General features: G+C 46.1%; 12 protein-coding genes. 7 read left to right on the top strand and 5 right to left on the bottom strand.

The annotated features are described in order from the left end of the window. Positions 1 to 5 precede the first annotated feature (5 nt). A complete protein-coding gene (locus tag FD968_RS01970) occupies positions 6 to 920 on the bottom strand; it encodes a DUF6662 family protein (RefSeq protein WP_215367126.1) in 915 nt (304 codons plus the stop codon). Between the two features lie 151 nt (positions 921 to 1,071). Here FD968_RS01970 and FD968_RS01975 point away from each other — a divergent pair, with 151 nt between their 5' ends. Further along, positions 1,072 to 1,314 carry a DUF3820 family protein gene (locus FD968_RS01975; protein WP_215367127.1) on the top strand — a complete coding sequence of 81 codons (243 nt, stop codon included), beginning with the start codon at positions 1,072 to 1,074 and terminating at the stop codon, positions 1,312 to 1,314. On the opposite strand, the gene FD968_RS01980 is transcribed toward FD968_RS01975, so the two are convergent. Beyond that, positions 1,306 to 2,334, bottom strand: a complete 1,029-nt coding sequence (locus FD968_RS01980; RefSeq protein WP_215367128.1) for a DNA/RNA non-specific endonuclease — start codon at positions 2,332 to 2,334, stop codon at positions 1,306 to 1,308. The genes FD968_RS01975 and FD968_RS01980 overlap by 9 nt on opposite strands. Positions 2,335 to 2,862: 528 nt before the next feature. Between FD968_RS01980 and FD968_RS01985 the strand changes: the two genes are divergently transcribed. After that, the gene (locus FD968_RS01985; protein ID WP_215367129.1) at positions 2,863 to 3,852 is read left to right on the top strand and encodes a transglycosylase SLT domain-containing protein; all 990 of its coding nucleotides are present in this window, start codon (positions 2,863 to 2,865) and stop codon (positions 3,850 to 3,852) included. A 74-nt stretch (positions 3,853 to 3,926) separates the two neighbouring features. Here the strand turns inward: FD968_RS01985 and FD968_RS01990 are convergent, their stop codons facing one another. After that, positions 3,927 to 4,274, bottom strand: a complete 348-nt coding sequence (locus FD968_RS01990; RefSeq protein ID WP_215367130.1) for an FKBP-type peptidyl-prolyl cis-trans isomerase — start codon at positions 4,272 to 4,274, stop codon at positions 3,927 to 3,929. 85 nt (positions 4,275 to 4,359) lie between these two features. Here FD968_RS01990 and FD968_RS01995 point away from each other — a divergent pair, with 85 nt between their 5' ends. Further along, positions 4,360 to 5,376 carry a DUF6352 family protein gene (locus FD968_RS01995; protein WP_215367131.1) on the top strand — a complete coding sequence of 339 codons (1,017 nt, stop codon included), beginning with the start codon at positions 4,360 to 4,362 and terminating at the stop codon, positions 5,374 to 5,376. Here the strand turns inward: FD968_RS01995 and FD968_RS02000 are convergent. Then, positions 5,373 to 6,566: an MFS transporter gene (locus tag FD968_RS02000; RefSeq protein WP_215367132.1), complete on the bottom strand. Its 1,194-nt coding sequence runs from the start codon at positions 6,564 to 6,566 to the stop codon at positions 5,373 to 5,375. The genes FD968_RS01995 and FD968_RS02000 overlap by 4 nt on opposite strands. 236 nt (positions 6,567 to 6,802) lie before the next feature. Between FD968_RS02000 and FD968_RS02005 the strand changes: the two genes are divergently transcribed. The 4 genes from FD968_RS02005 to FD968_RS02020 all read left to right on the top strand — a co-directional run bounded on the left by FD968_RS02005 (position 6,803) and on the right by FD968_RS02020 (position 11,138). Continuing rightward, the gene (locus tag FD968_RS02005) at positions 6,803 to 9,037 is read left to right on the top strand and encodes an NADP-dependent isocitrate dehydrogenase (RefSeq protein ID WP_215367133.1); all 2,235 of its coding nucleotides are present in this window, start codon (positions 6,803 to 6,805) and stop codon (positions 9,035 to 9,037) included. Positions 9,038 to 9,140: 103 nt separating this feature from the next. After that, entirely contained in the window at positions 9,141 to 9,548 is a 408-nt protein-coding gene (locus tag FD968_RS02010) for a BLUF domain-containing protein (RefSeq protein WP_215367134.1), read from the top strand. Between the two features lie 66 nt (positions 9,549 to 9,614). Beyond that, complete coding sequence (gene msrP, locus FD968_RS02015) at positions 9,615 to 10,577, top strand: protein-methionine-sulfoxide reductase catalytic subunit MsrP (protein WP_215367135.1); 963 nt, start codon at positions 9,615 to 9,617, stop codon at positions 10,575 to 10,577. Between the two features lie 3 nt (positions 10,578 to 10,580). Continuing rightward, positions 10,581 to 11,138 (top strand): lipocalin family protein, encoded by a 558-nt coding sequence (locus tag FD968_RS02020; RefSeq protein WP_215367136.1) that lies wholly within the window; start codon positions 10,581 to 10,583, stop codon positions 11,136 to 11,138. A gap of 14 nt (positions 11,139 to 11,152) precedes the next feature. Here the strand turns inward: FD968_RS02020 and FD968_RS02025 are convergent, their stop codons facing one another. Further along, the gene (locus FD968_RS02025) at positions 11,153 to 12,742 is read right to left on the bottom strand and encodes a 4-hydroxyphenylacetate 3-hydroxylase family protein (RefSeq protein ID WP_215367137.1); all 1,590 of its coding nucleotides are present in this window, start codon (positions 12,740 to 12,742) and stop codon (positions 11,153 to 11,155) included. Positions 12,743 to 12,774: the final 32 nt, after the last annotated feature.

Here is a 12,774-nt window from a genome sequence, read left to right on the forward strand (position 1 = left end):
CTTTATTAGTTCAGGGGGAAGCCAACCTTGAGGATGTATTCATTGACTGAGTGGCTATCCCATACGCGGGCATTGGAGCATTCCGCTTCACCACCACCCATACAAGTGCCACCGGCTAATTGATAGCGCCACGCACCAGTAACCCACCAGTCTTTAGCTGCGTAGTGTAAGTTTGGGCCAACAAAAGTTGCGCGTTGTACTTGATTGCGTAAATTCAGTTCTGAATAGTCATTATGAAAGCGCGCTTCAACACCAGCAGACCACTTGGGCGCAAAGCGATAGCTAGCACCTACTAAGATATCTAGCATCGACTCTGGTACGTTACCATTTTCAATAAACTTCAAACGCTCATTAGCGACTACTACGTTACTGGCCAAAATTAAGCGGTCATCAATGAAGTTGGACTGTAGCAATAGTCGGGCTTCAATCTCATCTTTGTTTCTGCCCCAGGTAGGCTCTAAATAAAGTCCGATACCTACAGGTGAGGTCACTGGATTAGTAATGCGATAAATAGCCTCTAAAGATCCGCCTTCAATGCCGCTCTTCCTGTAAGCGGTGGATGGATCGTGTGAGGAGGGAACTCCGTAACCACCTGTACAGGTTGGCGCATCGCCGCAGGCCTCAGGATTGGTGTAGTTTTGATTGGCGCTGGTGGAGTAAGAGTTGATATAACCGGCTAGTTGTAAATCATTTGTGAGTCCATACTCAAGCTCTGTTCGTGCAGTCCATGCATCGTAAGTGCCTGCTGCTTGTGTTTGATTGAGCTGCACCCGCTGCTCAAATTCCCACTTCCCTTTGGGTTGCAGGTCTAAGGTATAGATCCAGCCAAATGCACCTTCACCCGCATGGGCTAGTGAGAAATGAAGGGTAGCAGCGAGGACTAGGCTAAAGGCTATCAGTTTTTGAATGGTCAATTTCATGGTTTTGTGAGAGTGGGTTGATAAAGTTAAATGAGAATGGTTCTCAATATAACACTAAATGAGAATGATTCTCAAATAGGAAAAAGACTATTTTTCAATAAATGGTGAGTTTTGTGGGGGAATATGTTTTCCCTTGTAAGATTTCTCTTCAATGAACTCCCAAGCACTTGAAAAACTCGTACTCATGAAGATGCCCTATGGCAAGCATGCTGGGCGAGCTTTGGCAGACTTGCCAGGAAATTACTTAGCGTGGTTCGCGCGCGAGGGATTTCCTAAGGGGGAATTAGGTGAGTTACTTGAGTTGATGCATACGCTTGACCACAACGGATTGCGCGGCTTACTAGCCCCTATTCAGCGGGCTCATGGCTTACAAGCTAAATCAAAACTACTTTGAGCGGACGATTGCGATCACGCGATTGCGTTCGTATGTCACGCTGGGTGAATCTGGTGGACTGCTTTGGGTAAGGCTAACTTTGAGAGATGTTCTCGATGTAATTTGTGTAGCAATCTTGTTAGCTAATTCACCATTGCGATCGTATTGAATCTGAACACTCGCAACTTTTCCATCTTGGATGCCTGATATCAGCGTATTAACCTTGTCTACCGAGTAATCATCAAAAAATATTGGATACCACCCACCCGCCAAAGGCTTTTCTGGCTTGGGCTCTGAGGTATTGGGCTTGTTGGACAAGGCGCTCGGCTTCACAGGTAGTTGAAAATCAATCCCTGTCTTGGCTATTAGCTCTGCATAAGTAATGGGTGGCGACATCTGAGCATCGTTACTGTTTTCAATCCAGTATGCCCACGCATCATTTTTACTGGGGTCATATACCAACTTAAATAAATGGCTTGGAATGGTGACATGACTTCTACCGATACTTCCTTGGCTTCCAGTGGAGCCGGTAAAAACATAAACATCTCCAGTAGCTCTTTTGACATAGAGCCTAGTAGGTTCTTCAACATTCTTTGCCCAAATACCCTGATTGTTTTGCCTTGCCTGCGGCATCATGTTGGCCAAGGAGAATGACTGTGCCATAGCTCTCTCATTGCTCATATCTCCGGCGGGGGCGTTGTGCCCACGATCAAAGCCACTGCCACGGTAGTCTGAGTGTAAAGATCGCTCTGCAAACGGCAGCCTTGCTTCTTCATAAAACTGATTGCTTCTGCGAGGATGTGGGGCCAGTAGCTGCTCGCGGTTGAGCTTCTCTACTGTATAGATTGGTTTTTTGTCCCTGGGTGAATAGAGGACTGCAAAGCTATCAAAGCAAAGATCACGTCCCACTTGAGTGGTAACCGGCACTTGTTGGTTGGGAAAAAGGTCTTTACATTCCTCAAAGAGGGCAAAAGCTGAGAGCGGGCTTAGGAGTAAAGCCAGCGAGATTAGGTGCGCAATGAGTTTAGGTGGAAGCTTCATCTTCTGTAAGTGTAGGGGCTGACTTATCGATGCCGCCACACTTTAAAAAAACATCCAGCGTTTCCATTCTTGGATTGGCTCCTCAGTTAGCTCTTGAGGGAATAGAAAAATCCCCTTGAGAGGCCTTAAGAAATGACCAAATCTCCTCGGGCCCCTTGAAAAATCATGCCTTGCAGTATTTCTTGTCTGGCACTACCGGTAGAAATTTCAGGAGATCAAAATACTAGATGTATGGTTTTTGATGGAAATTTTTCCTTCCAAATAGAAAAAAAGTCGAAATTTAGGGAATTTTTTACAGAATGAAATTAGTGCTCCCTAACATCAGTAAGTAATTGATTTATATAATTTTTATTGGAATGATTTGGTCCTTATGAGGGATCTCCCGTATTTCAAGACCTAAAAGTTATTGAAACCTAGTTCTTTATTCTTGACTTGATATAAGAACCTTTTTAGGATGACCCATGTTTTTTATATATTGCGCTGCAACATAAACCAGATTCAAGGTTTTGGAGTGTCGCAACAAAATGAATGAATAAATGTTTATCAAACAATTTGAGTGAGATGCAGGATAAGCAGCCAGCAATGTTGGCCGCTAAAAATCTGCTAGCCCACGCTATGGCTCCGGTGTATCGAGTTATCAATGGCTTGCTCGTTGTGACCGTATTCATGGTGGTTGGTCTTTGGCTGTCTGGCAATGGAACCAATGCAGGTGCTTTTGATCTTGCCCGTATCTTGGTGCCAGATGAAGCGCGGCATATTGTGTGGAGTAATGGCTTTAGCATGCTCGATCAATACAAGACTGCTAATGAAAGTTCTAGCACCCCAGTTTCTGAAACTGATATTGCGAGCGTCATTTATCCCAAGCCATCTGCTGGTAACTCTGGTTTAAGTAGTGCAAAACAGCAAACTATTGCCCTATTGATGCCTTCTGTAGCCCAGGTGCAGGTGAAGTCGATCTCCCATTTAGCGGACCGGATTCCGGCTGCCAAGATCGATCCTCAGGCTTTAGATAGTAATTTGATGGGCTCGATTCAGAATCAGCGCGCAGTAGCCGACTTCTTTGAAAAGAAATACAGTCTCGATCGCGCCAAGATTGAAGAATATGTTTCCAAAACGATTTTGATTGCTAAAGAAGTCAATATTGATCCTGTCTTGTTATTGGCAGTGATTTCCGTTGAGTCAAACTTCAATCCCAATACCAAGAGTCATGCTGGCGCAGAAGGCTTGATGCAAGTGATGACTTCAGTTCACCGTGATAAATATGCCTTGTATGGCGGTACTCAAGAGGCCGTCAAGCCTGAAGTGAATATTCGTGTCGGCGCTTATATTTTGAAGTACCTCATTGCTACTGCAGGTTCTTTGCGTAATGGGCTGAAGTTTTATGTAGGTGCAGCTAATGCGGAGGATGACGGGGGTTATACCGATAAGGTGATGGCTGAGCGTAATCGTTTGATTAGCCTTTGCCAGAATCGTTCAACTAATCGTTTAACCCTGAATGGTAAGAACGTACGTTCTTAATTAAAGAAGTGACCCATTATAAAAGCCACCCTAGGGTGGCTTTTGTTTGTACTGAGGAATGCTGATACGAGTGCTTAATTCACTCCATGCAATTCCACATCAAATACCAGTGTTGCATTGGGCGGAATCACACCGCCTGCACCTCTTGCGCCATAACCCATCTCAGAAGGGATGATTAAGGTGCGCTTGCCACCAACCTTCATACCAGCAACACCCTGGTCCCAGCCTTTAATGACATGACCTGCCCCCAGAGGAAAGCTAAAGAGCTGGCCGCGATCGAGTGAGCTATCAAATTTCTGACCCTTATGGCCTGGGGCATTCTCGTCATAGAGCCAGCCGGTGTAATGCACATCAACGTGGTTGCCAGCAGTAGCTTCTTTGCCGTCGCCAACTACGGTATCGATTTTTTTGAGTTCGGTCATGATTTTTCCTATTGGGTACAAATTGACTGGCTAGTATATTCTGAGCTCTAGATTCTGACTGCAAGCGTAACGAAAGCCCAATGACATGAGTAATTACTGGCCCAATTCTGCATATCAAACATTGTTACCAAGCCCTGATGGGCAATTATTGGTAACAGATGATTTTTTGCGGACGTATTTGCAAAGACCTGAGCTGAGCCTCGTGCCCGAATCCTGCGCTGCTGAAAAAGCGCTTCATCAGCGTCTTGCTGAAAGCCCTCGGGCAAGCATTACTGAGCAAGAGATTGCCGCAATGGCTGATGAGGACATCCAGGAAAACTATCGAGTCTGGTTGCGTTATCGAGCACGTCTACTTGCAGCAAGTTCTTTAGAAGGCTTTTACATGAGCTTGTTTAAGGGTGATGGTGTAGATGTGCCGCCCTTATTTGTGATACAGCTCGCGCAGATCTTTGTTCGTCATATCCTGGGTGAAGCGGCGCATCCATTAGAAGTGCGTATGGCCGAGATCTTTTTTAGAACTCAAAAAATCACCGTTCTAGAAGACAGTATTGTCATGGCCGCCGATGAAGAGGTTGTCGCTCGTAATGCACAGGCTGGCGAGTCCGGAAATATCATGGACTTGCTTAAAGGTAAATCGATGCTGACCAAATCAGCAGATCTAGATGTCTTATACGAAGACAATGCCAGTGAATATTGGGCGCGCAATGAAGATTTTGATTTTGCTATTCAACTCAATTTTGGTCATGAGCCTATCAATCATTTTTGTCGCGTACTAGAAAAGTGGATTAAACACTTTTTAGGCGTAGCTGTCCGCATTACCCCCATGCAGCAAATTAGCGATCCTAAATGGTCCTGGCATGTGGGCTTAGATGCAGCGGCAACCGATATATTGAATAAGCTTTACAACAAAGAGCTGCTAGAGGCAGACGAGCTTGAGAAAGTCATTTGTCTATTTCGTTTGGACTTTATTGATGAGGCAGCGGTCACTAAGGTGCAGCAAGGCAAGCCAGTTTATCTAGCGATCGCGATGAATGATCAACAGCAATTAAAGCTCAAGCCGCAAAACTTGCTATTTAACTTGCCGCTAGCAAGAGTTTCTTAAGCGATCGATTGCTTCTTGTTCTGGGCTGAAAGCCACAGAAGCGCAAGTGCAGTAATGATGACTGGAATGAGTGAGCCCATATTGAGGATATTCCACCCCTGAGAGGTGACAAGGGCGCCTGATCCAAAAGAAGTAAAGGCCATCGTCCCAAAGACAAAGAAGTTAATCGATGCTTGTGCTTTGTCTCGCTCATTGGGTTTGTAGGCCGTCATTGCCAAAGAGGTTGAGCCAGTAAATAAAAAGTTCCAGCCAACGCCGAGCAGGAAAAGGGCGATTAAAAATTGATGCAGATCTGCTCCCGTTAAGGCAATCAGGATGCAGATAAAGTTTAGGATAACTCCAAGCCCCATAATTTTGAGGGCGCCAAAACGTTGAATCAAAGTGCCCGTAAAAAATCCTGGGGCAAACATCCCGATGACATGCCACTCCAATACCAATGCCGTGTCAGAAAACGGTAGACCGCAAATTTGCATGGCCAATGGTGTAGCCGCCATCAATAAATTCATCACGCCGTAACCGAGCGCTGCACCAATGACCGCAACCATGAACACGGGCTGTTGGAGAATCGTCTTTAGGGGGCGCCCATCCGAAAGGGCATGTTGCGTTTTGAATTCTGCAGGGAAGTGAATGAATTGCATCACCACGATTCCGATTAAGCCAGCGATCGAAAGTGTGAGGTAGGCACCCAAAAAAGCAGTGTCAAACAGGTTGCGCGTCCAGGAGGCAAGATTGGGTCCAATCACCGCCCCCAAGATACCGCCAGCCAAAACCCAAGATACTGCTTTGTCGCGTTGACTTGTCTCAGTCAACTCTGCTGCTGCAAAACGGTAAAGCTGACCATTGGCGCTGTAGTAGCCGGCAATAAAAGTGCCCGTCACGAGGAGCCAGAAGTTTCGACTCACAGCTGCATAGGCGCATAACAAGGCGGATAAGACCGCTACTAGCAATCCCAACTGGAAAGAAATCTTTCTACCAAAACGGTTTTGAGATTTTGCAACGATAGAGGTAGAAAAGGCCGCACCAACAACATAGCCCATAACGGGTAGGGTGGCCATCCAACTGGCCGGGGCTAAGCTCAACCCTACGAGACCATTAATGGCAATAAAGGTGACGTTATTAGTCAGGAATAGACCCTGGCAAAGAATCAGCAAGACGAGGTTTTTATTGAGTAAGGGGTGCTTGCTAGTCATGTCATGCAGTTTACGGGCAATTAAGGGCTTTGGCTGTCTTGGTGGATTCCCTTAAATTCAGCCTCAGAGGAGGCTTTGGGGTGCAAAACCTCCATTTTTGCTACCCCCAATGATTTAAAATCGAAGACTCGCCTCATTGGCAATGAGTCAGCTAAAAGCGGCTTGCAAAATGCGGATATGAGAGTGGCAGGGTAAAAACCTGGCTCTGTAAATTTATCAATATCGAGGAAAAGTTAATGGCTTCAGAGAAATCAAAGATTATTTACACACTGACAGACGAGGCACCATTTTTGGCGACCTGCGCGTTTCTACCAATCATCCGTACTTTTACAGCGCCAGCTGGAGTGGAAGTGATAGAAAGCGATATTTCTGTGGCTGGACGTATCTTGGCTGAGTTCTCCGATTGCCTAACTGCCGAGCAAAAAGTTCCTGATAATTTGGCTGCGCTTGGCAAGATGACCTTAATGCCTGACGCTAACATTATTAAGCTACCCAACATTAGCGCTTCTGTTCCTCAGTTACTCGCAGCGATTAAAGAATTGCAAGACAAGGGATACAAGATCCCCAATTTTCCTGAAGATCCGAAGACGGATGATGAAAAGGCGATTCGTGCTCGTTACTCCAAATGTTTAGGTAGTTCTGTAAATCCAGTATTGCGTGAAGGTAACTCCGATCGTCGTGCCCCGAATGCGGTTAAGCGTTATGCTCGCAAAAATCCACACTCGATGGGCGAGTGGAGTCAAGCCTCCCGCACTCACGTATCACACATGCATGGCGGTGATTTCTATGCTGGTGAAAAGTCAATGACCATGACTAAGGCCTGCGATGTGAAGATGGACCTGGTGACCAAGAGTGGCAAAAATATTGTGCTTAAATCAAAAGTCTCTTTATTGGCTGGTGAAATTATCGACAGCATGTATATGAGCAAAAAAGCATTGTGCGAGTTCTATGAAAAAGAAATCGAAGATGCTTATAAGACTGGCATGATGTTGTCTTTGCACGTCAAGGCCACCATGATGAAGGTCTCTCACCCGATCGTCTTTGGTCACGCAGTCAGAATTTTCTATAAAGATGCGTTTGCTAAACATGGCAAGCTATTTGATGAGCTAGGCGTCAATGTCAATAACGGCATGAGCAGTCTGTACGAAAAGATCAAGACCTTGCCAGAATCGAAGCGTGAAGAAATCATTCAAGATTTGCACGCTTGTCACGAGCACCGCCCAGCTTTGGCGATGGTGGACTCTGCTAAAGGCATTACCAATCTTCACTCTCCAAGCGATGTGATTGTGGATGCCTCTATGCCAGCCATGATTCGTGTTGGCGGCAAGATGTGGGGTGCAGATGGTCGTTTGCACGACACTAAAGCGGTGATTCCAGAAAGTACCTTTGCCCGTATTTATCAAGAAATTATCAATTTCTGTAAGACTCATGGCAACTTTGATCCAACGACGATGGGTACGGTGCCTAACGTCGGATTGATGGCTCAACAGGCTGAAGAGTATGGCTCACACGACAAGACTTTTGAAATCCCAGAAGCAGGAGTAGCCCGTATCGTTGCAGATGACGGTACCGTATTGCTTGAGCAGAATGTGGAAGAGGGTGATATTTGGCGTATGTGCCAAGTCAAAGATGCACCAATTCGTGACTGGGTGAAGTTGGCAGTCAATCGTGCGCGCCTCTCCAATACTCCAGCAGTATTCTGGTTGGATGAGTACCGTCCCCACGAAGCTGAGTTAATCAAGAAGGTCAACACCTATCTCAAGGATTACGATCTCACGGGCGTGGATATCCAAATCATGTCTCAAACCCGTGCGATGCGTTACACCTTAGAGCGTGTGATTCGTGGCAAAGACACCATTTCTGTTACCGGTAACATCTTGCGCGACTACCTGACCGACTTGTTCCCGATTATGGAATTGGGTACTAGCGCGAAGATGTTGTCCATCGTGCCTTTGATGGCTGGTGGCGGTTTATTCGAAACAGGTGCTGGTGGCTCTGCTCCTAAGCACGTTCAGCAACTCGTAGAAGAAAACCATCTACGCTGGGATTCACTAGGTGAATTTTTAGCTTTGGGTGTATCGCTCGAAGACATTGGCGACAAGACTGGCAACCCTAAAGTGAAGATCTTGGCCCGCACCTTGGATGATGCGACCGGCAAATTGTTAGATAACAACAAGTCTCCTTCACCGCGAACTGGCGAGTTGGATAACCGTGGTAGCCAGTTCTACCTAGCGATGTACTGGGCCCAAGCCTTAGCTGCCCAAACGGAAGATAAAGAACTGCAAGCTTACTTCGCGCCTTTAGCTAAAGCTTTGGCTGAAAATGAGCAAAAGATTACTGAAGAATTCAAGGCAGTTCAAGGTAAGCCTGCTGATATTGGTGGTTACTATGTAGTTGACCCTGAAAAGTGCACAGCCGTCATGCGTCCAAGTGCGACCTTCAATGCAGCGCTCAAAGCAGCTAGCGCTTAATAGGTATAAGCGATAAGAATCTAATTTTTAAGATTCGGTTTAAGATAAAAAGGCAAACTCTCGGGTTTGCTTTTTTATCGCCATCCATTTTTCGATAGTCTTCATGCCAAAACCAAAAGACCTTGTTGAGTTAACTTATCTAAGCGAGGCCGTCTCTGATATGTCCTTCTTGGGTCTGATGCGCCTATTGGAATCAGCCCGTGCGTTCAATCTACGACATGGTATTACTGGCATCTTGTTTTATGACAACCAGCAATTTGGACAGGCCATTGAGGGCGAGCGTGCCAATGTCATGAAAGTATGGAAGCGTATTCAGGAAGATAAGCGCCATCATCGCATTGAGCTACTGGAAATTCGGGAAGTCGCAGAGCGTAGTTTTCCTGAGTGGCTACTCCGCTTTTATGGCGGAGAAACTTTGGTTAAGGATTATCCCGTCTTGGCCGGCATGGTTGGTGGCCTGGATAAGCATAGCCTTCTATTGCTTAATAAGATGCGTGAGGCCCAGGTTTAATCTGTGGTCTGAGCAACAAATCCATATCAGTAGCAAAATAGCTCTATTACTTTGATGGAGCATGCCATGGGCTTTATTGATAAATCAATTCTTTCTAGTGATATCACACCCCAAACCGTTTTTGAGAATCGTCGCGCTTTAATCAAGGCTGCTGCTGCCGGCAGTTTTGGTGCGGCGCTAGCCCCTTGGTTTTCAAGGCAAGCGCTTGCCTCCACTCCCGATAAATTGGCTGCAACGCTCAATTCTGCTTACAGCGTTAAAGATGAAGCTACACCTTATAAATATGTAACGAGTTACAACAACTTTTATGAGTTCGGTACAGATAAATCAGATCCTGTTGCTTATGCAGGTAGCTTGCAAACACGGCCTTGGACGATTTCGGTTGAAGGTTTGGTGAAAAAACCCATAACACTGGATATAGATGCCTTATTAAAACTGGCCCCAATGGAAGAGCGCATTTATCGTATGCGTTGTGTCGAGGGTTGGTCGATGGTGATTCCTTGGGATGGATATTCTTTATCAAAACTCATTAACAAAGTTGAGCCTCTAGGTTCGGCCAAGTTTGTAGAATTTATTTCGCTGGCTGACCGTAAACAAATGCCGGGAATCAGTAGCAATATTATTGAGTGGCCCTATCGCGAGGGTTTGCGGATGGATGAGGCCATGAATCCGCTTACACTGCTTACTTTTGGCTTATATGGCGAAGTATTGCCAAAACAAAATGGGGCACCTGTGCGAATTGTGGTGCCTTGGAAATATGGCTTCAAGAGTGCAAAGTCAATTGTCAAAATTCGGTTTACCGAAGACATGCCCAAGACGAGTTGGAGTCAATTTGATGCTCGTGAATATGGTTTCTATTCCAATGTAAACCCACAGGTGGATCATCCGCGCTGGAGTCAGGCTACAGAGCGGCGAATTGGCGACGCTAAGGGTATGTTTGCGCCCAAGATCAAGACTCAAATGTTTAATGGTTATGCTGACCAAGTAGCCAGTATGTACGCTGGTATGGATTTAAAGAAGTACTATTAATAGATGAATCTAATTTACTCATCAGTTTTTAGCACTTTTCTTTTTCTATTCAGCACATCTGTCTTTAGTCAGGCTGCTGATACTCCAGTAAAAACCATTTCATCCCTAGATGTTCCGCGTTACTTGGGGACTTGGTATGAGATTGCTAAATTTCCAAACTGGTTTCAAAGAAAGTGTCTGAGCAATACCCAGGCGGTCTATTCAGTGAGAGCAGATGGCAATTTAAAGGTACTCAATAGTTGCAAAGGAGCTGATGGCGAGACCTCACAGGCCGAGGGTACCGCGAGACAAATTGGCGCAAAAGATTCTCCAAAGCTGGAGGTGCGTTTTGCTCCTGCGTGGCTTGGATTTTTACCAATGGTTTGGGGTGATTACTGGGTAATCGATTTAGACTCCCAATATCAATTAGCTGCGGTGAGCGATCCTAGGCGAGAATATCTCTGGATACTCTCTAGAACACCGCAGCTTGATCAGAAAGTCTATGAAGAATTACTCCAGCGGCTTCAAGCTCAGCAATTTAATGTGCAAAAGCTTGAATTGACTCCGCAGGCTAGTAAATAAATAAAGTTCTAGAGTTAAGTTCTTCTGCCAGGCTCTGGTAGTGGCACCATCACTGCTTGACCAGGAGCGCTACAGCCTTGATCACAGCAACGGCCCGGCTGTTTATTTTTGGTAATTGCGCGCTCTTGATTGCTGGTCAATACCCCGCGATCCAATAAGCGCTCTACCAATTCCACTTTATTACCGATTGGATATTGGCGATAGATCTCTTTTTTCATGGCTGCAGGCGATCCACCACCGTGCAGACTAATCACGGAATACCAACCACCTTGATACGAAGCTGTCAGATCTTCAATGAAGCGGGCTACTTCAATACGCTTATCGTAGGGGACTGCTGGATTAGCGCGCAATACCTCTGCTAGAGTGGCAGCCGTTGCTGGGTTGTGATCTTCATCAGGGCCAGGTAGCGCTACGATGAGACCTCCCGATACTTCATGCGCCAGGCGATGCATGTCATAAATTTGTGTAGCTAGTAATAGTTTGCCAATATTAGAGAACACAGGCTCAGGCATAAACGATTTACTGTGAGGATCTTGTGTGCCATAGACGCTGGCAGCAACGCCACAGGCATAAAACCCCTCGGTAATTTTGATGAGCTCAACCATGGGATCACGCAAGTTAGATTTAGTTTCTGGATCAAATCCATTGGCTTCACACATCAAGGCGCCAGCACCAATCAAGAGATCTCCAAAGCCCGCTCTTGCTGCAATACAGCTGTGACGATGATGAGTGGCGTAGCTATAAGTCAGCACGCTAGAGTGTTCCCACTCGCCCGCATAAAATACGCGCTCCCAAGGCACAAATACTTTATCGAAAATCACCACACCAGTCGATTGCCCGTATTTACTGGAAAACAGCGGCTTGCCATGTTCCACTTTATCGCCTGGGCGCCCAGCGGGGCGGGCAACAATGGTGATGCCTTTGGCATCGATAGGGACTGCACAGCAGATTGCAAAGGCGGCATCTTCTTTGCTCATATTCCGGCCCGGCATCACTAAAAACTCATGCATATAGGGTGCACCAGTCACAATGGCTTTAGTTCCTGAAATGACCACACCTTTTGCATCTTGTGAGACCACATGAACATAGGTGTCGGGGTTTGCTTGTTCATGTGGTCTACGTGATCTATCACCTTTAGCATCAGTCATGGCAATGCCAAGTGATAAATCGTTTTGCTGAACGTGTGAAAGATATTCTGCAAACTTTGCGCGATGCTCATTGCTTCCACGCGCATCATCAATATGTGCTGATACTTGGCCGATAGCATTTAATGCATCATGCGCCAAATAGCGTTGAGCACAGCCTGTTTCTTGGCACAGTACCCGTATTGCTTCTAATTTATTAAGGAGATCACCTGAGGATTGGTTGATGTGCAGCATGCGAGGTACTTGCACACCATTTTGATCTGCGAGCATTAAGGGCGCTAATGCGGGATCGTGCACCATATCGTAGGTCACCCCCAGGGCTTGTACGCCCGGTCTTAAAGAGGGCTCATCAGCCACCGACTCTACAAGACGACCATCAACATATACCGTCGGTTTTAAGGCGCGCAAGGACTCTTGATAGTCTTTGCTGGTCATGAATGGAGTAGTGTTTTGGCTCATAGAAGTCCTGGGGCTGAATATTGGTGATAGCT

The sequence above is a fragment of the Polynucleobacter sp. AP-Titi-500A-B4 genome (genome assembly GCF_018688095.1).
Taxonomy (GTDB): Bacteria; Pseudomonadota; Gammaproteobacteria; order Burkholderiales; family Burkholderiaceae; genus Polynucleobacter.

Bases quoted from the DNA above. Each gene is read 5' to 3' on its own strand.
- FD968_RS01970 (WP_215367126.1), bottom strand. From the start codon at position 920: ATGAAATTGACCATTCAAAAACTGATAGCCTTTAGCCTAGTCCTCGCT.
- FD968_RS01975 (WP_215367127.1), top strand. From the start codon at position 1,072: ATGAACTCCCAAGCACTTGAAAAACTCGTACTCATGAAGATGCCCTAT.
- FD968_RS01980 (WP_215367128.1), bottom strand. From the start codon at position 2,334: ATGAAGCTTCCACCTAAACTCATTGCGCACCTAATCTCGCTGGCTTTA.
- FD968_RS01985 (WP_215367129.1), top strand. From the start codon at position 2,863: ATGAATAAATGTTTATCAAACAATTTGAGTGAGATGCAGGATAAGCAG.
- FD968_RS01990 (WP_215367130.1), bottom strand. From the start codon at position 4,274: ATGACCGAACTCAAAAAAATCGATACCGTAGTTGGCGACGGCAAAGAA.
- FD968_RS01995 (WP_215367131.1), top strand. From the start codon at position 4,360: ATGAGTAATTACTGGCCCAATTCTGCATATCAAACATTGTTACCAAGC.
- FD968_RS02000 (WP_215367132.1), bottom strand. From the start codon at position 6,566: ATGACTAGCAAGCACCCCTTACTCAATAAAAACCTCGTCTTGCTGATT.
- FD968_RS02005 (WP_215367133.1), top strand. From the start codon at position 6,803: ATGGCTTCAGAGAAATCAAAGATTATTTACACACTGACAGACGAGGCA.
- FD968_RS02010 (WP_215367134.1), top strand. From the start codon at position 9,141: ATGCCAAAACCAAAAGACCTTGTTGAGTTAACTTATCTAAGCGAGGCC.
- msrP (WP_215367135.1), top strand. From the start codon at position 9,615: ATGGGCTTTATTGATAAATCAATTCTTTCTAGTGATATCACACCCCAA.
- FD968_RS02020 (WP_215367136.1), top strand. From the start codon at position 10,581: ATGAATCTAATTTACTCATCAGTTTTTAGCACTTTTCTTTTTCTATTC.
- FD968_RS02025 (WP_215367137.1), bottom strand. From the start codon at position 12,742: ATGAGCCAAAACACTACTCCATTCATGACCAGCAAAGACTATCAAGAG.